This window comes from Methylotenera sp. N17, assembly GCF_000799155.1.
Taxonomy (GTDB): Bacteria; Pseudomonadota; Gammaproteobacteria; order Burkholderiales; family Methylophilaceae; genus Methylophilus.
In genome coordinates this window covers 1,621,638-1,641,736 of record NZ_JUGE01000001.1, presented here as the reverse complement: position 1 = coordinate 1,641,736, position 20,099 = coordinate 1,621,638, and the positions used below count along the sequence as shown (strand labels likewise).

19 protein-coding genes are annotated in these 20,099 nt (G+C 47.4%); 4 read left to right on the top strand and 15 right to left on the bottom strand.

Translation table 11 applies throughout. The annotated features are described in order from the left end of the window. Nucleotides 1–46: 46 nt before the first annotated feature. The 4 genes from FG11_RS07810 to FG11_RS07795 form a co-directional block, all read right to left on the bottom strand. Nucleotides 47–1,195, bottom strand: a complete 1,149-nt coding sequence (locus tag FG11_RS07810; protein ID WP_047534129.1) for a cysteine desulfurase family protein — start codon at nucleotides 1,193–1,195, stop codon at nucleotides 47–49. After that, nucleotides 1,195–1,671, bottom strand: coding sequence for an Rrf2 family transcriptional regulator (locus FG11_RS07805; RefSeq protein ID WP_025224660.1), 477 nt, complete (start codon nucleotides 1,669–1,671; stop codon nucleotides 1,195–1,197). The genes FG11_RS07810 and FG11_RS07805 overlap by 1 nt, the downstream gene beginning before the upstream one ends. A gap of 108 nt (nucleotides 1,672–1,779) precedes the next feature. Next, the gene (gene cysE / locus FG11_RS07800) at nucleotides 1,780–2,523 is read right to left on the bottom strand and encodes a serine O-acetyltransferase (protein ID WP_020182519.1); all 744 of its coding nucleotides are present in this window, start codon (nucleotides 2,521–2,523) and stop codon (nucleotides 1,780–1,782) included. 78 nt (nucleotides 2,524–2,601) lie between these two features. After that, nucleotides 2,602–3,357, bottom strand: coding sequence for an RNA methyltransferase (locus FG11_RS07795; RefSeq protein WP_047534127.1), 756 nt, complete (start codon nucleotides 3,355–3,357; stop codon nucleotides 2,602–2,604). Nucleotides 3,358–3,459: 102 nt separating this feature from the next. Here FG11_RS07795 and FG11_RS07790 point away from each other — a divergent pair, with 102 nt between their 5' ends. The 4 genes from FG11_RS07790 to FG11_RS07775 all read left to right on the top strand — a co-directional run bounded on the left by FG11_RS07790 (nucleotide 3,460) and on the right by FG11_RS07775 (nucleotide 8,035). Further along, nucleotides 3,460–4,272 carry an inositol monophosphatase family protein gene (locus tag FG11_RS07790; protein WP_020182517.1) on the top strand — a complete coding sequence of 271 codons (813 nt, stop codon included), beginning with the start codon at nucleotides 3,460–3,462 and terminating at the stop codon, nucleotides 4,270–4,272. An 86-nt stretch (nucleotides 4,273–4,358) separates the two neighbouring features. Next, complete coding sequence (mutS, locus tag FG11_RS07785) at nucleotides 4,359–6,887, top strand: DNA mismatch repair protein MutS (protein WP_047535948.1); 2,529 nt, start codon at nucleotides 4,359–4,361, stop codon at nucleotides 6,885–6,887. Nucleotides 6,888–6,898: 11 nt separating this feature from the next. Then, nucleotides 6,899–7,498 carry a nitroreductase family protein gene (locus FG11_RS07780; protein WP_047534125.1) on the top strand — a complete coding sequence of 200 codons (600 nt, stop codon included), beginning with the start codon at nucleotides 6,899–6,901 and terminating at the stop codon, nucleotides 7,496–7,498. A gap of 174 nt (nucleotides 7,499–7,672) precedes the next feature. Next, complete coding sequence (locus FG11_RS07775) at nucleotides 7,673–8,035, top strand: thioredoxin family protein (protein WP_020182514.1); 363 nt, start codon at nucleotides 7,673–7,675, stop codon at nucleotides 8,033–8,035. Between the two features lie 62 nt (nucleotides 8,036–8,097). Here FG11_RS07775 and FG11_RS07770 read toward each other — a convergent pair whose 3' ends face one another. The 11 genes from FG11_RS07770 to purB all read right to left on the bottom strand — a co-directional run bounded on the left by FG11_RS07770 (nucleotide 8,098) and on the right by purB (nucleotide 20,026). After that, nucleotides 8,098–8,445, bottom strand: coding sequence for a hypothetical protein (locus tag FG11_RS07770; protein WP_020182513.1), 348 nt, complete (start codon nucleotides 8,443–8,445; stop codon nucleotides 8,098–8,100). Nucleotides 8,446–8,470: 25 nt separating this feature from the next. Further along, nucleotides 8,471–9,394 (bottom strand): peptidoglycan DD-metalloendopeptidase family protein, encoded by a 924-nt coding sequence (locus FG11_RS07765; protein WP_047534123.1) that lies wholly within the window; start codon nucleotides 9,392–9,394, stop codon nucleotides 8,471–8,473. A 6-nt stretch (nucleotides 9,395–9,400) separates the two neighbouring features. Next, nucleotides 9,401–10,072 (bottom strand): protein-L-isoaspartate(D-aspartate) O-methyltransferase, encoded by a 672-nt coding sequence (locus FG11_RS07760; protein ID WP_025224654.1) that lies wholly within the window; start codon nucleotides 10,070–10,072, stop codon nucleotides 9,401–9,403. Between the two features lie 5 nt (nucleotides 10,073–10,077). Further along, nucleotides 10,078–10,821 (bottom strand): 5'/3'-nucleotidase SurE, encoded by a 744-nt coding sequence (gene surE / locus FG11_RS07755; protein WP_020182510.1) that lies wholly within the window; start codon nucleotides 10,819–10,821, stop codon nucleotides 10,078–10,080. A 176-nt stretch (nucleotides 10,822–10,997) separates the two neighbouring features. Beyond that, nucleotides 10,998–11,363 carry a DUF2069 domain-containing protein gene (locus FG11_RS07750; protein ID WP_026361768.1) on the bottom strand — a complete coding sequence of 122 codons (366 nt, stop codon included), beginning with the start codon at nucleotides 11,361–11,363 and terminating at the stop codon, nucleotides 10,998–11,000. Then, nucleotides 11,360–12,067 (bottom strand): HugZ family pyridoxamine 5'-phosphate oxidase, encoded by a 708-nt coding sequence (locus tag FG11_RS07745; RefSeq protein WP_047534121.1) that lies wholly within the window; start codon nucleotides 12,065–12,067, stop codon nucleotides 11,360–11,362. Before FG11_RS07745 ends, FG11_RS07750 begins: the two co-directional genes overlap by 4 nt. Before the next feature lie 7 nt (nucleotides 12,068–12,074). Further along, the gene (wrbA, locus tag FG11_RS07740; RefSeq protein ID WP_020182507.1) at nucleotides 12,075–12,665 is read right to left on the bottom strand and encodes an NAD(P)H:quinone oxidoreductase; all 591 of its coding nucleotides are present in this window, start codon (nucleotides 12,663–12,665) and stop codon (nucleotides 12,075–12,077) included. A gap of 48 nt (nucleotides 12,666–12,713) precedes the next feature. Continuing rightward, nucleotides 12,714–16,025, bottom strand: a complete 3,312-nt coding sequence (locus tag FG11_RS07735; RefSeq protein ID WP_052184983.1) for a translocation/assembly module TamB domain-containing protein — start codon at nucleotides 16,023–16,025, stop codon at nucleotides 12,714–12,716. A gap of 3 nt (nucleotides 16,026–16,028) precedes the next feature. Beyond that, nucleotides 16,029–17,894, bottom strand: coding sequence for an autotransporter assembly complex protein TamA (locus tag FG11_RS07730; RefSeq protein ID WP_052184982.1), 1,866 nt, complete (start codon nucleotides 17,892–17,894; stop codon nucleotides 16,029–16,031). A 33-nt stretch (nucleotides 17,895–17,927) separates the two neighbouring features. Then, the gene (locus tag FG11_RS07725; RefSeq protein WP_047534119.1) at nucleotides 17,928–18,656 is read right to left on the bottom strand and encodes an NYN domain-containing protein; all 729 of its coding nucleotides are present in this window, start codon (nucleotides 18,654–18,656) and stop codon (nucleotides 17,928–17,930) included. Further along, complete coding sequence (purB, locus tag FG11_RS07720; protein WP_047534117.1) at nucleotides 18,656–20,026, bottom strand: adenylosuccinate lyase; 1,371 nt, start codon at nucleotides 20,024–20,026, stop codon at nucleotides 18,656–18,658. Before purB ends, FG11_RS07725 begins: the two co-directional genes overlap by 1 nt. Between the last annotated feature and the right edge of the window lie 73 nt (nucleotides 20,027–20,099).

The window sequence follows — 20,099 nt, the reverse complement described above, 5'->3', positions numbered from 1 at the left end:
TTCAATTTAAATAATTTGTCATTGCATCACCTGTGATGCTAACTAGCTACGCCGCAATCGCGGTCATGGCTTTTAATCGTTTTACTTCTTGCGCTAAGGTCGCCAAAAATGTGTCTACTTGTTGTACGGTGTTATGCGCACTTAAGCTCACTCTCACAGCGCCTCTTGCTAGTTCTTCTTCTACGCCCATCGCCAGTAATACATGGCTGGGTTCTGTGCTATCACTCGAGCAGGCTGAGCCACTCGCAACGGCAAACCCGGCTTTGTCTAGCGCGGTGACCAATGTCTCACCTTCAATATGGTGAAAAGCAAAAAAGCTGGTATTCGGTAAACGCTGCGCATTTTCTGCGCCAAATACAGTGGCTTTTAGCTGATGCAATCCTGCTTCTAACTGACTGCGTAACAACGTGGTGTGTGTTTGATAGTCAGCCAATTGTTGCTGTGCAATTGCACATGCCGCACCAAACCCTACAATCGCAGCTACGTTTTCTGTGCCGCTACGTAACCCTTTTTCTTGTCCGCCGCCCAACAGCAACGGTTGTATGTCTACACGTTTATCGAGTACTAAAGCGCCAGCGCCTAATGGGCCGCCAATTTTATGGCTGGACAAGGTCATTGCATGCACACCCAAGTCATAAAAATCCACAGGCACCTTGCCTAACGCTTGTACCGCATCCGTATGCACAAATGCTTTGTGCTGTTTAGCTGCTGCTGTTACTGCAGTCAGTGGTTGCAATGCGCCGGTTTCATTGTTTGCCAGCATCACAGAAATCAATCCTGTCGGGCGTTGCAATAATGCATTCAGGTGTTCTAGGTCTAACTGCCCATGCGGATCGACCTTAATTTTATTTACTTGCCAGCCATTGGTTTGCAATGCCAGTGCCGGGCGAGACACACATGGGTGCTCAATGCTGCTATACAACATTTGGCTTGGTGCTAAATTGCCAGCGATTCCTCGAATTGCAAAATTATTGGCCTCTGTACCACTAGCGGTAAACACCACTTGCGAAGCTTGTACGCCCACGGTCTCAGCAACCTGCGCTCTTGCGTACTCGACTGCGTCGCGTGCATTGCGACCAAATACGTGACGACTGGTCGGGTTGCCATGCTGTGCAGTCATGAACGGCAACATCACTTCCAGCACTTGCGGATGCAGTGCGGCGGTGCTGTTGTGATCAAAATACACAGTATTCATTAAGCGTTTAATGCCTCTGTTGTCGCACATTTGCGTGGTGCAAACACCACTGCGTTTTCACATTGTCCATTTTTACGTTGCATATCCACCATGTCGGCAAGGGTAACGCCAGACAGGTACTCTAAAATCTTGCCATTCAGCGCTGTCCATAAGTCATGTGTCATGCAGCGGCCTTCGTCGTGGCAGTTTTCATTACCGCCACACTGCGTAGCATCAATCAACTCATCCACGGCGGTAATAATGTTAGATACCGAAATCTCGTGATGTGGTTTGGCTAAGCGATAACCGCCACCAGGTCCACGCACACTAGTCACCAAGCCTTGGCGGCGCAAGCGACTAAATAATTGCTCTAAATAAGAGAGCGAAATGCTTTGACGCTCACTAATGCCTGCTAATGTGACTGGCTTGTCCGCCTCGTACAATGCAATGTCTAGCATTGCAGTGACCGCAAATCGTCCTTTTGTTGTCAATCGCATAATATCAATATACCGTTTTAATTAGAGTCTATTTTATAATAACCTACTAATTTAGTCAATTATTATTGGGCTTAGTTCACACCTTCAATGTGTGCTAAAACTGCGAGGCTAGGAAACGTTTGGCTTTTTGGTAGCAAATGCCTGACCCACATCAGTTTCAGATTGCGCATCACTGAGTTTGGCAAGTTCTGCTTTGAGTGCAGTCAATTCAATGTCCTGCTTATTGGCGTGGTCTAGCAAGCTATGAATAGCTTTGGTAATGGGGTCGTTCTCATCGTTGCCGACAGCGTATGCGCTGAAGCCGATTTTTTGCGCTGTATCGTCGCGTTTTTTCTGCTTTTCCTCTTCCAGAATACGTGCTGGGATGCCTACAGCAGTTGCGTTGTCTGGGACATCTTTTACTACTACGGCATTAGACCCGATTTTTGCATTTTTGCCGATCGTAATAGGGCCCAGTACTTTGGCGCCTGCGCCAATCACCACGCCTGTTTCAAGCGTGGGGTGTCGTTTGCCTTTGTTCCATGAAGTGCCGCCTAATGTGACGCCATGATACAGCGTGCAATCATCGCCAATCACAGCGGTTTCACCAATCACTACACCCATGCCGTGATCAATAAACACACGGCGACCGATGGTTGCACCGGGATGAATTTCAATGCCAGTCAGCCATCTGCCAATATGAGACAGCATGCGGCCCAGCCAGTAAAAGCGTTTAGTCCAGAACCAGTGACTAATGCGGTGCATAATCAAGGCATGTACACCGGGATAGGTGGTAAGAATCTCGAAATGCGTACGCGCCGCCGGGTCGCGGTCAAATACAATTGAGATATCTTCTTTTAAGTGATTAAACATAAGTTCACGGCTGAAAAATCAATCCGCTATTATGCCATAAAGTAATAGTTGAATAAATTACTAGGTTAATTAGCGGCATCAATATTTAGTATGTTTTTTTGGGGTCACGCTTAAGGTGAGAATGCCGCGCAATAGATTGACCTCTTCTTTTTCTAAGCGGGTGCGTCCGTATAAGCGGCGTAAACGTTCAAAGAGTTTTTTAGGTGCGCGTGGGTTAATATAGCCAATATGTTCCAGCACTTCGCGCATGTGTTCATAAAAGCGTTCTAGGTCGTCTTGCGTGGCCAGTTCAGCAGTCTTTTCTTGGTAGTGCAGATCGCCTGTAGTGATCGCCATGCGCAGTTCGTAACACATAATTTGCACGGCTTGTGCCAAATTGAGTGAGGTGTATTCCGGGTTGGCGGGAATAGTGGCCAGCATGTGGCAGCGGTTCGCCTCTTCATTGGATAAGCCGCTCATTTCTGTACCAAATACCAGCGCCACTTCTTGATGCGCTGCAATGTCTTTCACTTCGGCAGCCGCTTCACGTACGGTCACAACTTGTTGTGAGAGTGAACGCTGTTTGCCGCTGACGCCAATCACAAATTGGCAATCGGCAATGGCTTCTTCCAGTGTTTGTGTCACCACAGCCGTATCCAATAAATCGGCTGCATTCACTGCTAAAGCATTGGCTTCGCTATCAGGAAAATGCTTAGGCTGTACTAGGTAGAGTCGGCTCAAGCCCATGGTTTTCATGGCGCGTGCGGTCGATCCGATATTGCCCGGATGGCTGGTTTGGCAAAGTACAATCCGTATGTGATTAAAAATGCGATCAGTCAATAGGTCTTCAGTCATAAGTTTTTGGTTAACTTGGGCGTTGGTCAACTAGATATTTGGATAAGCTGGCTTAAATGCTAAAATGCTATTTTACAGTACATCACGCAAAGACCATCAATAATGCATCCCATATTAAATGTTGCGACCAAAGCGGCCAGAGAAGCAGGCAAGATTATTAACCGCGCGTCACAAGACGTAGGTGCGCTCAAAGTGCAAACCAAAGACTACAACGATTTTGTCAGTGAAGTAGACCGTTCGGCCGAAGATGCCATTATCAGCATCTTGAAAGAAGCGTACCCAACGCACGGCTTTTATGGTGAGGAAAGTGGTAAAACCAATGTGGATGCTGAAAGTATTTGGATTATTGATCCTTTAGACGGTACCACTAACTTCTTACATAACTTTCCTTGTTATTGCGTTTCGATTGCGCTGCAAGAACGAGGCGTACTCACACAAGCTGTGATTTATGACCCTGTCCACAATGATTTGTTTACCGCGACAAAAGGCCGTGGCGCGTTTTTAAATGACAAGCGCATTCGTGTGACGAATCGTAGTAAATTGCAAGACGGCTTAATTTCAACAGGTTTCCCATTCAAAGATTTCAGTTATTTAGATACTTATCTAGAAATCTTTAAAGACATGGCCAAAAAAACGGCAGGCTTGCGCCGTCCAGGTTCTGCTGCATTAGATTTGGCCTATGTAGCTGCTGGGTATACCGATGGTTTCTTTGAGATCAACTTATCGCCTTGGGATATCGCTGCGGGTGCGCTATTGGTGCAAGAAGCGGGTGGTATTGTCGGCGATTTTGAAGGCAACGAAAGCTGGTTAAGAACTGGTAATATTGTCGCCGGCAACCCCAAAGTGTTTGGACAAATGTTGCAAGTGATTGCACCACACCTCACAGAACGTATTAAAACACCTACACTTGAGTAGTACGTACGCTTGTGTCGATTGCCCCTGAACCATTAACGCCGCTTGAGCCATTAGAGCCAGCGCAGCAACTCGCACAACACACCCCCATGATGCGCCAATATTTGGCGCTCAAAGCACAACATCCGGATATGTTGCTGTTTTATCGTATGGGGGATTTTTACGAGCTCTTTTTTGATGACGCAGAAAAAGCTTCGCGTCTATTAGGCATTACCTTAACCCGTCGTGGTAGCAGTAATGGCGAGCCGATTAAAATGGCTGGTGTGCCTTATCATGCAGCCGAGCAGTATTTAGCGAAGCTTGCCAAAATGGGCGAAGCAGTGGCAATTTGTGAGCAAGTGGGCGATCCTGCTACCAGCAAAGGCCCGGTGGCGCGTGAGGTTGCGCGTATCCTGACGCCGGGTACGCTGACAGATGCCGCTTTGTTGGATGAAACGCGTGATCAACCATTGCTCAGTATCTATGCGGGTGATGGCGTCATTGGATTGGCAAGGCTAAACCTAGCCTCAGGCGATTTTGTATTGAGTGAGGTTGCTACCGGCCAGTTATCGCAAGAACTAGAGCGCATCCATCCGGCGGAAATCGTATGTGAGGAAACATTTCAGCATGCGGCATTGGCTAACTATAAAGCACTTAAAAAACGTTTGGCGCCTTGGCAGTTTGATTTGGATGCCGCACAACGTACACTTACACAACAACTGAATACCTTGGATCTAGCCGGATTTGGTTGTCATGAAATGCCCGCGGCAATTGCCGCCGCCGGTGCTTTGTTAGACTATGTGAAGCATACACAGCGTACCGCATTGCCACATATCGTTGGTTTGTCGATTGAGCAAACCAGTCAATATGTGCAGCTAGATGCCGCTACCCGCCGTAATCTAGAAATTGATACCACAATCCGAGGCGAAGCCTCACCAACACTGTACTCCCTCCTCAATACCACACAAACTGCCATGGGCGCCAGATTGCTGCGCCACTGGTTACACCATCCGTTGCGAGACAAAACGCATGTGCACATGCGTCACCAAGCGGTTGCTGAGTTATTGCAAACGTATGCGTGGCAACCGCTGCAAGCAAGCTTAAAGCTTGTAGGCGATATTGAGCGCATTACTGCGCGTATCGCGCTGAAGACAGCAAGACCGCGTGATTTGTCCGGCTTACGTGAGAGCTTATTGCAGTTGCCCATGTTGCAAACTGCACTCGCTAATTTGCAATGTACGTTGCTGCAAACCTTGGGCGCAAGCTTGCAGGCACCCAGCGCGGTGGTGGATACTTTAAAAAATGCCATCCGTGAAGCGCCTTCCGTAGTGTTACGCGAGGGCGGAGTGATTGCAGATGGCTACGATGCTGAACTAGATGAGTTGCGCAATCTTCAAACCAACCATGGCGATTTCTTACTCCAGTACGAGGCCGCAGAAAAGGCACGTACCGGGTTACAAAATCTAAAGGTTGAGTTTAATAGTGTGCATGGTTTTTATATTGAAATTAGCCGTGCACAAGCTGAGAATGCGCCCCCAGAATACCGTAGGCGCCAAACGCTCAAAAATGTAGAGCGTTTTATTACCCCTGAGCTTAAAACGTTTGAAGACAAAGTCTTAAGTGCTAATGACAGAGCGCTGGCACGCGAAAAAATGCTATATGAGCAAGTGCTGGAATCCTTGCTACCGCATATTCGCGCGTTGCATATGAATGCAGGTGCGGTGGCCAGTTTGGATGTATTGTGCTGCTTTGCCGAACGCGCGCAAGCATTGCACTATGTGCAGCCTATGTTTACGCAAGAGGCCGGCTTGTCCATCGTCTCAGGGCGACATCCTGTGGTCGAGAGCATCTCACAGCCTTATGTGTCCAACGATGTAACGCTTAGTCCATATCGACAGTTGTTGCTGATTACCGGGCCGAACATGGGCGGTAAATCGACATTTATGCGCCAAACAGCGTTGATTGTATTGATGGCGTATTGCGGCTGCTTTGTACCGGCCAGTGTGGCCAATATCGGTGAGATTGATCGTATTTTCACCCGTATTGGCGCTTCGGATGATCTCGCTGGCGGGCGTTCTACTTTTATGGTGGAAATGACCGAGACGGCGAATATTCTGCACAATGCTACCGAAAAAAGCCTCGTGCTGTTAGATGAGATTGGGCGCGGTACCAGTACGTTTGATGGATTAAGTTTGGCATGGGCAGTGGCAAAACAATTGTTGGATAACAATAAATCACTCACCTTGTTTGCTACGCATTATTTTGAGCTGACGCGCATTGTGGATGATGCCAAACATGCGGCCAATGTGCATCTGGATGCGGTGGAGCATGGTCAAGGCATTGTGTTCTTACATAAGGTAGAAGAGGGCGCTGCGAATCAAAGCTATGGTATTCAAGTAGCGCAGTTAGCGGGTATTCCTAAAAGTGTTGTGCAGCTAGCGAAGCGTAAACTTTTACAATTAGAGAATAATCAAATTGCACAAAATGCGCATCAACCCGATATGTTTACGGCCTTTGAGGAACCGATGCCTGCGGCAATGCATCCAATTGTGACGGAAATTGAGACGCTACAACCAGATGACCTGACGCCTAAACAAGCATTAGAATTGCTGTATCAACTCAAAAAATCATTACATTAAAAAGGACTGCCATGCATAAACCAGCCATTACACAAACGACGATTCACGATGTGCTTGCTAACCGTTGGAGTCCACGTGCATATGATGCCAATAAGCCAGTGTCCCAAACACAAATCATTAGCTTGTTAGAAGCTGCACGTTGGGCGCCTTCTTGTTTTGGAGATCAACCTTGGCGCTTTGTGGTGTGCGATAAAACCACCAACCCAGACGCTTGGAAAAAGGCACTTGATTGCTTGGTGCCAGGTAATCAAACATGGGCACAACACGCACCAGTATTGCTACTGATTTGTGCAAATACCTTGTTTGGACACAACCAAAAACCCAATCGCTGGGCGCCTTATGACACAGGTGCGGCAACAGAAAATCTATGCCTACAAGCAACCGCACTTGGCTTAGCTGCGCATCAGATGGGTGGATTTGATGTTGCGAAAGCGCAAACGGCTTTTGCGGTACCAGAACAATTTACGCTGATGTCTATGGTCACGATTGGGTATGCAGGGTCTGCAGATAGCTTGCCTGAAGATTTGCGTGAACGTGAATTGGCACCAAGAGAGCGTCGCCCATTAGGTGAGTTATTTTTTAATGGGGCATGGGATAAAGCCATCCTCTAATAGATGGTTTTTGTGTATACGGTGCGCAAAAAACCACTTTGAAAACCTGCATTCTCAGTACATAAACTGTCGATTTTCATCATTTTTCGCATTGTCAACGCTGCGTTCGCCTACTTCTGTGTAGGTCTCTGTTAAAATAGACAATTATTTTAAGAAATATTAGGGGTTTTTGGTATGGCTGTGCTCACACTCAATAAAGCAAACTTTAAATCAACCATCGAAAACAATCCGTTTGTGATTGTCGATTTTTGGGCGCCATGGTGTGATCCATGTGTGGCTTTTACCCCAACGTTTGAAGCCGCTGCAGAGAAAAACCCTGATATTGTCTTTGGTATGGTAAACACTGAGACTGACCCTGAAATTTCTGAGTATTTTGAAGTGAATCAAATCCCAGGCATTTTAGTGATTCGTGAGCAAGCTGGCATTCATGCCCAAGTAGGTGAAATTGGTGCGCCAGCTTTTGATGAAATTATCAAATGGGCACGTGAGTTTGACATGACGCCGGTACGTGAGTATTACGCGGCCAATCAAAAATAATCTACGGATACATGTGAATAAAAAAGCCACGCAACTGCGTGGCTTTTTTCTTATATCAACAACTAGAATCCGCCAGTTGTGATGATGCGAAACACATAAAAAGCGCCAATCGCCATCATGATATACATGGGAATGTCGCCTGCTTTTGTTTTTTCAGTTTTAGACGGAGAAGAAGTCCAGCGATTAAAGAGCCAAGCTGCCGCAATAATCACAGGGATCATCAACAAGCCTACGGTTGACTCAAACAGGCTGCCGATCCAAGATTTGACGACACTACCATCTTTAAATAGCTCAATACCAAGACCTATCAGCCCAATCACCATCAGTAGAAATGAGATGATGGAACCTGCTGTGCCGACTTTGCTATTCGGGTTTATTTTGGCGTTTTTAGCGTACTTGTTCGGATCCATAGATGTGCCTCAGCAAAGTCTTACGTTAATTTTGTGCCAAATACTTAGCAGGATCAACGGATTTACCCTGCTGTCTAATTTCAAAGTGTAACTTCACCGTATTACTGTCGGTATTGCCCATTTCTGCAATTTTTTGGCCAGCGGTCACCTGCTGACCTTCTTTTACCAACAGCTTATTATTATGCGCGTAGACCGATAAAAAGGTTTTATTATGTTTGATGATGATGAGTTTGCCATAGCCGCGTAAATCAGAGCCACTATAAATCACTTTGCCGCCGCTGGCTGCCACAATGGCTTGGCCTGCAGTACCGGCAATATCAATGCCCTTATTAGAGGCTTCGTTAAAACTTGCTATCACTTTGCCGTTGGTTGGCCAAGACCAGGTCACTGCATCGTCGCCCGTTACTTTGCTCTCGGTAGGCTTGGTTGCAGCTGTGTCAGTGGCACTGGGTTTTACAGCTGGCGCAGGCTCTGTACCTTTGGGTGAGGCGCGATTAAGCGCTTCTATGCTATACGGTTCACGCATCGCCTTGGGTTGGTTAAGGATAGGCGTCACCGCTGGTGCTGTTGGTTTGGTTTCGGCAACCGGCTCAGTTTTAATGGGGGTGACCACTACACCATTTTCAGTCGTACTCACATTTTTCTCTGCATTGCCGTTGCTCGGCAAGATCAATTTTTGACCGACTCTAATAGGGTAAGGTGGTGTCAAATTATTGGCGCTGGCAATGTCTTTATAGTCGTAACCAAACTCCAACCCAATCGCATAGAGGGTGTCGCCTTTTTTGACGGTATAGCTATTTGGGCGCCAATCACTACCGGTAGGCTCTTTTGCGACGGGCGCGCTTTGTTTATTGGCAGAGGTGTCACGATCGATGACGGGTGCGGGTGGAATGCCTGCACAAGCGATTAAAGTCAGTGTGAGTATAACGAGTAGAGATTTTTGTAGCATGAGACTTTATGTACTTGTACCACCTAGAAGGGGAACAAATTTGACCGCTTCTAGTTTGGTTTGTTTAAATTCGGTAGGGGTGCGTTCAATCAGGTAAAGGGTTTGCGTGGTGGTGCCAACAGGAATAACCAAGCGGCCGCCCATGGCGAGTTGTGCCAATAACTCTTCAGGAATATGGCTAGCGGCGGCGGTGACAATGATGCCATTGAATGGCGCATAGTCAGTGAGGCCGATACTACCGTCCGCGTGATCCAGTTTGACATTGGTGCATTTGAGCGTGCGCAAATGACTGCGTGCTTTCATCACCAATGGGCGAATACGCTCCAGCGAAAATACCTCATTGGATACTTTGGACAGCACTGCAGTTTGATAGCCACATCCGGTACCAATCTCTAATACTTTATTGAGTGGCCCGCCATTGCGTAGCACCTCTGTCATGCGCGCCACAATATAAGGTTGTGAAATGGTTTGACCAAAACCAATCGGCAAGGAAACATCTTCATACGCACGGATAGACAAGGCCTCATCCACAAAAATATGTCTTGGAATCTCACCAATGGCCGAGAGTACGACTTCATCTTTAATGCCTTGCTCACGCAGGCGAGTCAGCATGCGATCACGTGTTCGCAATGAGGTCATGCCAATGCCAGATTTAGTTGTAGGCCTGAGTAATGCCATGGTAATTACTTCTGTATCCAATCGTTGAGTGCTGCAAGTTGCGTATGTTTGGTTAAATCTACTTGAATAGGCGAAATAGACACTTGCTGATGTGCAATGGCGTGAAAATCCGTACCTTCACCACCATCATTGGGTTGTCCGGCAGCGCCTACCCAATAGACAGTTTCCCCACGTGGTGTTTTAAGTTGTATTACTGGCTCAGCCTTATGGCGCTTGCCTAGGCGAGTGATTACACGCCCTTTAATCTCATCATAAGGCAGATCCGGCACATTGATGTTAAGCAATGTGGGTGAAGTCAGTGGTGTCTTGGCATAATGCTGCACCAGTTCTACTGTAATGCGTGCAGCTGTTTCAAAGTGGATAGCGTTATGCTGCGACATCGAAATGGCAAAAGAAGGAATGCCCAGCAAATAGCCTTCCATGGCGGCTGCGACGGTACCGGAGTAAATCGTGTCGTCCCCCATATTGGCGCCATCATTGATGCCGCTGATGACCATATCCGGCATCTCATCCATCAAGCCGGTTAAGGCAATGTGCACACAGTCAGTAGGGGTGCCATTGACGTAGTAAAAATTATGACTGGTTTTGCGTACACTCAGTGGGCGATCTAAGGTCAGCGAATTGCTGGCACCACTGCGGTTACGCTCGGGAGCCACTACGGTAATGTCGGCAATCTTGGCTAGGTGTGAAGCAAGGACGCTAAGGCCAGGCGCAAAGTAGCCGTCGTCATTAGAAATTAAAATTCGCATGCATTAATTATAATGGTTTTAAGCAGCTTGTCAGCGGGCAAATCACTTAAGGAAGCAAGAAATAAGTGGCTGCGCGGGTAAATTGCTGCGTTGCACGCTACTCGCAACCTCGCTGTATACTGCATACTATCTCGGTTTCTGCGTTCCGTGCGCCTTGCACTTTCCCCGCTCGCCGGTTATTTCTTGCTTCCTAAGCTTTTGTTTGAATGGTTTTTTATCCATTTTGCATAGAAAATAGCGCATCCAAAAAAAACGAGACTCAGAATGATCTCCAAACCAGCCAGCTTTGCCGATAAGCCATGCTCTGACCATGCTCTGACGGTGCCTTCGGTAAAGTAAAGCAAAATGAGCATGCTGGCCCATTGAAAGGTATAGCGCTTGCCTCTCAAAATGCCAAACAAAGGTACTAGGAGCGGCAGCACTTTAAGCACAAGCATGCTGCCGCCTGTTTTTAGCGGCGCTAGCCAAAGCTCCCAAGCCACACACAGCATAATTAGGGCGATTAAGCTGACGCTCGCCCCTAGATGAAGTAGGCGTATCATGTGCGGCACGCTTTAGCCATGGCCACCAGCGCAGTTCTTGCTTCTTCTGCATTGGTGATAGGTGTTTCAAAATCAAAGCGTAAACGTTGTGCGGTTTTGGTATGCGCCCGCACATCAAAGCCAAAGGTGTCTATACCAATCATCTCTGCTGAATTGGCGTGAACATCATGGTAGTGCTGGCAATAGGCCAATAGGTTGTGTGCGTGGTCGTGGTTCATGTGTTCAATAATGCTCTGCTCTTCAATCATCAGTGGATGCGTGGGTAATTGCATGTCAGTTCCATGCATCCAGCCCATTTTGCCAAAGCCGGCAATATAGCGCGCTTGCGTGATGTACAGCGTATAAAACGTAAAGTCATGCATATCAAAATACTGTTCAGCTTGCGGCAGATAGCGTAAATAACGTTCACGCATCAGTGGGTTCTGCTTATCGGTTTGCTCGGCCTTGGCCAATAATGTTAGGCGTGCATTGGCTTGCAAGTCTTCGGCGCCGGCAAATACCAACAAAGAAACATGCGCATTGTGCGAGATATTTTTGGTGTGCTCGGCAATACTGCTAATCAAAATAGTCGGCATGCCTTGGTGATTGAGCACAAATGGCGCAACAGAGCCAAAAGGGTAACCTGTAAACTTGGCAGAATGCGTAGAGAGAATGCCGGAGTGGGTGCTAAATAAAAACCGCTGCGCTTCTAGGGTGAGTGACATATATAGGCTAACTCAGTTTTAACGCCGTTTCGGCCAAACGCTTACCCAACGCAATGCACAACTTACGTTCATCATCCGATATCGGGCGGTCATCCATACTGCCGCCAATATGGCTGGCACCATACGGTGTGCCACCTGTAGTGGTTGTGCTGAGTTGCGGCTCGGAATAAGGCAGACCAGTAATCAGCATACCGTGGTGTAGTAAAGGCAACATCATGGAGATTAAGGTGGTTTCATTGCCGCCATGCATAGAGCCGCTGGAGGTGAATACTGCGGCTGGTTTGCCGATCAGTGCGCCTTTTAGCCATAAGCCAGCAGTGCCGTCTAAAAAGTATTTCATCGGCGCTGCCATATTGCCAAAGCGGGTAGGGCTACCTAGTGCTAATCCTGCGCAAGCTTCCAGGTCAGCTAGCTCAGCATAAGGTGCACCGCTGGTAGGAATATCCGGCTCTGTAGCTTCATGGTTGGCCGATACTTTAGGCACCGTGCGTACACGCGCTTTTGCGCCGTTAACGCTTTCCACGCCACGGGCAATCAGCTGCGCCATGTCACGTACGGCGCCACCTTGAGAGTAATACAACACTAGAATTTCTATCATGCACACTACTTTCTATCATGCTTTTTTCTATGATACTTTTGGATTGCGTTAGTCAAAGTCGAAACTATACACAACATCCAGCGCGTTTTCAGAGCCGGCTTTGGTTTCTATGGCCACTCTGCGCGTCAGCTGATAAGTGAGTTTAGCCACATTCAGTAAGCCAAACAAACTCTTTTCATAACCAATTACTAATTTACGATTAATGCGCTTACCGATGTTAACACTGTAGTTGGTGGCGTTGGTGCCTTTGACATCCAAGCTGTCAAATCCAACGATACCTGCAATCTTGGATTGTAACGGTACTGAGTCTCCTTGCGATAAGAGTGCACCTGCGGCCACTGAAAGCAACGCGAGTTCGCTACTGCCTGCTTCTGACATGGGGCGGCCAAGCACTAAGAGTGAAAGCTTGTCATCGTTACTGGTCTCCGGGTCCGAGACTAATTTCAGTTCTGGAGACTGGATATCGCCTGTGAGCTTCACGCCTACTTTGGTCGGCTCTAAATTGCGCATCGCTACAATGTTTAGGCCCGCGTTGGAAATAGGGCCGCTGAAGTTGATTTGCCCGGTTTCAATGTCTAATAATTGCCCGTAAGCCAAGTAGGTGCCATTGACTTCAAGCGCACCAAACGCCTGTAATTGCTGTAGATTGCCTGAGAGCTTCACTTGTCCGCTGAGTGCGCCGTTAAGGCCTTGTCCCCGCAGTAAAAAGTGATGTGCTTCATCGTAGGGCGCAGTTGGCTTACGCCCAAAATCAATGTTTAGCGCATCCAATACAAGTGCAATATTGGTCGGATTCTCTTCGGTTTGTTTGCCTAAAATGATGATATCGTCATCCAAGATAGGCTTGCCTGCTTTGGGCAATTCAAATAGCCCGTTGTGCACTTTAAATTGCCCGCTAATCAGCGCACGCCCACTTGCCAATTGCATATCGCCTTCACCACTCAGCACGATAAAGCGGTCTGTGCGCGATAACGCAGTAAAGCGATTGGCCTGCACCTGCAGATTGAGCTGCGCCGGGTTTTTGAACAGATTGGCTTGCCCCTGCGCGCGTAATGTGCCTGATTTTCCTTCAAAATCCAGTTGGGTGATGGTGAGTGTTTCCTTGGCAAAGCTTGCATTGAGTGTGCCGTTGTTAAGTAACACCCCTTGGCTAGGGATTTGTACAGCTAAATGCTCGCCACGCAAATAGCCGTCTAATTCTGGCGCAGCTAACGTGCCATGGCCATCCAGTTTCAAATTCAACTGCCCATCCAAGGTGGTGCTCGCATCATGCAAGGCTAGCCAATTCAGGTGCTGTAAGTTTGCCTCTACATGCAATGCCAATGGTGCGCTTCGGTTGAGTGCAAAGCCATGTGCAGTGCTAGTGAAGGTTGTGGCGGCACTGGCCTGAATGTTCCCGGCATGCTGTGATTCTATTGTGGCGCTGGCATTGAGCTGATTATTCACAATCTTGGATTGTAGGTGGATGGTACTCAACCCTAAGTTTTGTTTGGTTTTTTGAATTACATCATGCAATGTAATGTCGCCATCTGCACGTGTAAGCGTCATATCTGCGTTGATTTGTTCGGCAATATCAACGTTCCATGCCCCGTTAAGCGTCAGACTTTGTTCTACATTGGGATTGGTCAACCCAAGGTAATCTTGTAATGCTTTGACTGGCAGTTGCTCAATGCGGCCCTGCGTATTGAAGCGCGCTTTTAGGGCAGGACTGTTGGCTGTTGCCGTCTGCGCCGAAAGGTAGTGCAAAGCGTCGAGCTGTATCGTGCCTTCTTGCACTTTGAGTTGCATTTGCTGCATTGCAAAGCCGGTCTCTGCGCTATAACGCATAGGCGCAGGCTGCGCTAGACGTATGGAGGTTTGGTCACGACTAGTGAGCTTGCTTAACGTGCCTTGCCAACCTTGTGCTGATATTCCGCCTTCGATCACGCTATCTAAACCAAATGTTGCTTGCTGCGTGTCTGTATTCTCTGTGGAGAGTGTTAGCGTATGTTTGGCCAAGCTGCCATTCAGTGTTATCTGCGCGTTAATAGCATGGGTAGCTGCATCTGCTGAGGCGCCTTTGTGTAGCCCAGTGATGGTAATTTTGTTGTCTAAAGGCGCCTGCGCTATGGTAGAGAACTGACCTTGCGCCTGCACACTGCCAATCTGTATTGCATCTGGAAGACGAAGTTTTTCAGCCTGCAACTGGTAATGCGTTTGATAGTCATCACCACTGTGTGTGAGTTCGCCTTGACTGCTGATTTTTCCGGAGAGACCCGTCATAACTTGGCTGAGACTCGGCCAGTTGGCTTGCCAACGCAGCGTGTTATGCGATGGGTCATTGGCATTCAAACCACCTTCTACATGCAGGGTGTTACTGGCTAATTGTGCATCAAGATTGAGTGATGAAAGTACAAAATCCACGAGCGTCGCTTCTGCATTCAGGATGAGCGGATGCTGCTGTAATTGGCTGTCGTGCGCCTGCAATAACACTTTGAGTGGTTGTTGACCACTCAACATGCCATCCGCAGTGAGTGAAAGATTGAGTTGGCCGCTCAGTTGCGGGTGGATATGCGCGGCATTTAATGCTTGCAATGCAACCTCTAAATGCGCTGGCATCTGATCCTGCAAGCTAATGTCTGCAGTCAGTTTGATGAGATTGTCATGATGCAGATTGAGATCGGCCGGAACGATGGCAAAACCACTGTTTTCGGGCTGGTAAAGATGGTGTGCAGTGACGTGAATTTGCGCTAAGTCTCCGCTGATATTGGCTTTGAGCTGATAAGGCGTGCTGGCTTGTGTGTTCTGCGCACTCAGCCAGCCATTGAGTGCAAACGGCTTTTTATTCACCATGTCTACTGCGGTATGTAATTGCCCCCATGGGCTTTCTGAGACTTGTAACTCAAGCGCAAGGCTTTGGTCGTTAGCGTGTAGATTGAATTGAATCTGCTTGAGTGTTTGCGATTCGTCCGCTTGTAAAATCGTCAACTCATCGATCAGCCCCTGTTGCAATTGAATAGGTAAGGGCAATGCAATATTGGCAGGAAGTGTATTGGAAGTTGATGGATTGGCTGCTTTAGGTGATGGCTTAAACGTCAGACTGGCGCGTTTGGCATGAAACCGCGAGACCGTGAGCTCGCCAGCAGTATTTAAGCTGATTGATAGATTGGAGTCGATACGATCGACTCGCAGAATAGCGTTGCCCAAATCCATTTCAAGCGCACTGAGGTTGGAATACACCAGTAAGTTGGCTGCCAGTACCATTTGTGGCGTGATGATGAGCGACAGGCACAGCGCAGATACGCTGCATGTGCGCAACAACGCGTAAAGCATAAGCGGCCAGCGCGAACGCGATTGCAAGTGTGGTATACGTAAATTCATTTATTAAAAACTCACACCTAAATTAAAGTGCAGCCGATAGTCTTTGGTTTCTTCACCATAGGCGATATCGGCACCCACCGGGCCCACCGGACTTTTCCAGCGCACCCCAAAACCATAACCATATGCAGGTTTGTAATCATGCCAACTGTTGGCGGCATTACCAAAATCTACAAACGCTGCGGCGCCCCAGGATGAGGTAAACCACTGCACTAGCTCGGTGCTGCCGGTAAGCAGTACGCGCCCGCCCAGTATGGCATCGCCATCTTTTACGCCCAATGCCTGGAACGCATAGCCACGTACGGATTGATCGCCACCAGCACGAAACAAATAAGTCGCAGGTACGCTGTCAGAACCTGTGACCACGCCAATCTCTAACCGACCTAAAAACTGTGTATTTTGGCCCAGCGGATAAAAGCCTTGTAACTTGGCTTGTGATTGTAAGAATCGCCCATCAGATAAGCGTTCGATTGGCGCCATCTGAAACTGCGAGCTAAAAATCACCCCTTTGGTCGGAATCAGGTCATGGTCTAAACGCCGCAGGCTTAAGCCATAAGCAAACGTAGCGGCTTTGTTAAACTCTGTAGATTCACCATCAATAGACAGAAATTCGTACAGCAAGTTGGCACCGATAAACTGCTCAAAGTTACGATCGCCCCAGCTACGCTTGACGCCATTATTAACGGCCGTTGTGATTTGGCCTTCTACATTGGTACGTACCAAGCTGTTGTTAATGCTGTCGCGGTAGCCACTGGCATCCGTCATGAGCTTGATGCTGGAAGTGGCTGCTTGCAGCCGCTGTTCAAGCCGCAATGAGGTATCCCACAATAAGCCGCGCTCAAATAAGTTACGGTCTGTGTAGTTTAAAACCACGCGTGCACCGGTGTTAGTGCTTGCACCCACGCCAATGCTCACACTTTCTTGTTCACGCTCTTGCACATTCACCACCACATCGGCTAACCCATCTTGGTTAGGCTTCTGAGTGGTTGCGCTGACAGTCACCCGATTAAACTTACCGGTTTCTTGTAAGGTGTTTTGAAGTTTGAGCAGTGTACTTTGACTATATGGCATGCCCGACTCAATGGGATTGAGATTACGCACCAGCGATTCCGGATAATGATGAAGACCTTCAATGACCAAATTACCCAAATGTATACCAATCCCGCTATCGACAGTTAAATTGAGTTTGGCTTGATGCGTTTCTGGGTCGATGATGGCTTGGCTAGATTCAATCTTGGCATTGGGGTAGCGTTCTCCCAGCATGGCAGTCAGTAATGCGCGCTTGGCTTCTGACCAACCTTGCTGTGTAAATGGTGTGCTTTTGGGTAACAACCAGCCTTGCGTTAATGTGGTGGATGATGGGGATTGCTCTGCCGGCGCATGCGCAATTTCACCTTTGAATATCAGGCTAACCTCTTGCACCTGTGTTCTTGGGTTGGGGGTAATCACAAAAACCGCTTCATTCGTATCTTGCGTTGGCGAGGATTCGATGTTTACCTCTGCTGAAAAATACCCCTCTGTTTCCAGTAACTCTTTGATCTCTTTAGGTGCTTCTTGCACAAGTCGCAGCCATTCCGCCTGATTTAACCGTGTGTTTTCTAATGCCTCATGAATCGTCAAATGCGTTTTGAGCAAGTCTTGCAGGGCGTCTGTATCTATTGTTTGGTCAGGCGCCAGTGAGATTTTGAAGGTGGTTGCGTATGGTGAGTTTTTTTTGATGTGCAGCAGTGTGCTGGTGTCAGCAAGGCTGACGGATGTGCTGCATAAGCAAAATACGCACAACAGTAATCGCACGCCAGCACGTAATAGCGCCCAACGATGCTTTAAATACTGAAAATACTGAATGTGCGTGATTAAAACGATAGGCTTCACACCTTAAAAACAATTAGGAAGTTATGAAACAGATTATTTTTTCTGTTTATTTCTAAGCAGCAAATGGGTTTGGTGCTTTTCTATATCAAACAGTTCAATGGCTTTTGCTAAATCAGCCAGCTTTGCATAGCCATAATTGCGTGGGTCAAAATCCGGGGCATTTTTGATGATGTTACTGCCGACCCCACCAAGATTCGCCCATCCATCTTCGTTTGAAGCCGCATCTATTGCAACTTGGAACAGGCTAATCAGCTTAGGGTCTTGACGTAATTTATGACTAGGTATTTTAGTGGATTCTTTTTCCGCACTTTCTGCAATCGAGAACACTTCTGTGTAGATGAAGCGATCGCAGGCAGCCACGAATGGCATGGGTGTTTTCTTCTCGCCAAATCCGTACACTCGCTTCCCTGATTCGCGAATGCGAGATGCTAAACGCGTAAAGTCACTGTCGCTTGATACAATACAGAAGCCATCAAACTTTTCGGTGTACAACAAATCCATGGCATCTATAATCATGGCACTATCCGTAGCATTTTTGCCTGTTGTGTACCTAAACTGCTGTATCGGTTGGATAGAGTGATTGAGTAAAACAGTTTTCCACTGACCTAAATTCGGCGTGGTCCAATCCCCGTAAATTCTCTTGACGCTTGCAACACCAAACTTTGCAATCTCTGAAAGTAAACCCTCAATAATAGATGCTTGTGCGTTGTCTGCATCAATAAGGACAGCAAGCGTAGCATTTGCTTCAGTGATGATTGCCATTACATTTTCTTTACTAACTCAGTAGCTTTGCCTATGTAGTTGGCTGGCGTGAGTGCCAATAAGTTTGATTTTGCCTCTGCTGGAATGTCGAGCGTTTGAATAAATGCATGTAATGACGCTTGATTGATGCCGCCTTTACCACGTGTGAGTTCTTTTAATTGCTCATACGGATTCTCAATGCCGTAACGGCGCATCACGGTTTGGATAGGTTCCGCCAAGACTTCCCAGCTATTGTTCAGGTCTTCATCTAGGCGTTGAATATTCACCTCTAATTTGTTTAAACCGCGTAGGCAAGAATCATAACCGAGTAAGGTGTAGCCAAAGCCCACACCCATATTTCTCAATACGGTCGAGTCGGTTAAGTCACGCTGCCAGCGCGAGATGGGTAGTTTTTCTGCCATATGGCGCAGAATGGCGTTGGCCATCCCCAAGTTGCCCTCGGAGTTTTCAAAGTCAATCGGGTTAACTTTGTGCGGCATGGTAGATGAACCAATCTCTCCCGCTTTTACTTTTTGTTTAAAGTAACCTACAGAAATGTAACCCCAAATGTCGCGATTCAAATCAATCAAAATGGTGTTGATGCGGGCGAGTGTGTCGTACAACTCAGCCATATAGTCATGCGGTTCAATCTGAATGGTCAGCGGGTTATAGGTTAATCCTAATGACTCCACAAATTGTTTGGCAAAACTTTCCCAGTCAAACTCAGGGTAGGCGGATAAATGTGCGTTGAAGTTACCCACCGCACCATTGATTTTGCCTAAGATTTCGTTGTTTTTTAATTGTGTTTGCTGACGTTTTAATCGGTACACCACATTGGCTAACTCTTTACCAAGTGTAGTTGGGCTAGCGGTTTGGCCATGCGTGCGTGAGAGCATGGGGGTTGCTGCTAATTCGTTCGCCAATGTAGTCAAACGTGTAATCAATTGGTCTAAAAACGGCAGCATCACACTATCGCGTGCGTGTTTGAGCATTAAGCCGTGCGATAGATTGTTGATGTCTTCTGAAGTGCAGGCAAAGTGAATAAATTCACTGGCTTTTTTGACTTCTGGATTGCCATCGAATTTTTCTTTGAGCCAATATTCTAGGGCTTTTACATCGTGGTTAGTGCGCGCTTCAATCGCCTTTACTTGTGCGGCATCTGCTTCGCTAAAGTTTACAATGGCAGCATCTAGCTCTTTGATGGTATCAGCGCTAAATGGCGCAATCTCTTTAAGCGCTGCTGTTGCACTCAAGGCTTTGAGCCATGCAATTTCTACCCAAGTGCGATGTTTAATGAGTGCGTATTCACTAAAATACGGGCGCAAAGCGTCTAATTTGGGTTGATAACGGCCATCAAGTGGGGAGAGTGCATTTAAAGTGGTGAGTGACATAACACGTAACTAACGATTTCGGAAAACCGTTATTTTACATGAATTTGCCACTGAACATGTCGGATGAAAGAAA

Excerpts from the sequence above, each read along its gene's own strand:
- FG11_RS07810 (WP_047534129.1), bottom strand. The coding sequence starts at position 1,195 with ATGAATACTGTGTATTTTGATCACAACAGCACCGCCGCACTGCATCCG.
- FG11_RS07805 (WP_025224660.1), bottom strand. The coding sequence starts at position 1,671 with ATGCGATTGACAACAAAAGGACGATTTGCGGTCACTGCAATGCTAGAC.
- cysE (WP_020182519.1), bottom strand. The coding sequence starts at position 2,523 with ATGTTTAATCACTTAAAAGAAGATATCTCAATTGTATTTGACCGCGAC.
- FG11_RS07795 (WP_047534127.1), bottom strand. The coding sequence starts at position 3,357 with ATGACTGAAGACCTATTGACTGATCGCATTTTTAATCACATACGGATT.
- FG11_RS07790 (WP_020182517.1), top strand. The coding sequence starts at position 3,460 with ATGCATCCCATATTAAATGTTGCGACCAAAGCGGCCAGAGAAGCAGGC.
- mutS (WP_047535948.1), top strand. The coding sequence starts at position 4,359 with ATGATGCGCCAATATTTGGCGCTCAAAGCACAACATCCGGATATGTTG.
- FG11_RS07780 (WP_047534125.1), top strand. The coding sequence starts at position 6,899 with ATGCATAAACCAGCCATTACACAAACGACGATTCACGATGTGCTTGCT.
- FG11_RS07775 (WP_020182514.1), top strand. The coding sequence starts at position 7,673 with ATGGCTGTGCTCACACTCAATAAAGCAAACTTTAAATCAACCATCGAA.
- FG11_RS07770 (WP_020182513.1), bottom strand. The coding sequence starts at position 8,445 with ATGGATCCGAACAAGTACGCTAAAAACGCCAAAATAAACCCGAATAGC.
- FG11_RS07765 (WP_047534123.1), bottom strand. The coding sequence starts at position 9,394 with ATGCTACAAAAATCTCTACTCGTTATACTCACACTGACTTTAATCGCT.
- FG11_RS07760 (WP_025224654.1), bottom strand. The coding sequence starts at position 10,072 with ATGGCATTACTCAGGCCTACAACTAAATCTGGCATTGGCATGACCTCA.
- surE (WP_020182510.1), bottom strand. The coding sequence starts at position 10,821 with ATGCGAATTTTAATTTCTAATGACGACGGCTACTTTGCGCCTGGCCTT.
- FG11_RS07750 (WP_026361768.1), bottom strand. The coding sequence starts at position 11,363 with ATGATACGCCTACTTCATCTAGGGGCGAGCGTCAGCTTAATCGCCCTA.
- FG11_RS07745 (WP_047534121.1), bottom strand. The coding sequence starts at position 12,067 with ATGTCACTCACCCTAGAAGCGCAGCGGTTTTTATTTAGCACCCACTCC.
- wrbA (WP_020182507.1), bottom strand. The coding sequence starts at position 12,665 with ATGATAGAAATTCTAGTGTTGTATTACTCTCAAGGTGGCGCCGTACGT.
- FG11_RS07735 (WP_052184983.1), bottom strand. The coding sequence starts at position 16,025 with ATGAATTTACGTATACCACACTTGCAATCGCGTTCGCGCTGGCCGCTT.
- FG11_RS07725 (WP_047534119.1), bottom strand. The coding sequence starts at position 18,656 with ATGGCAATCATCACTGAAGCAAATGCTACGCTTGCTGTCCTTATTGAT.
- purB (WP_047534117.1), bottom strand. The coding sequence starts at position 20,026 with ATGTCACTCACCACTTTAAATGCACTCTCCCCACTTGATGGCCGTTAT.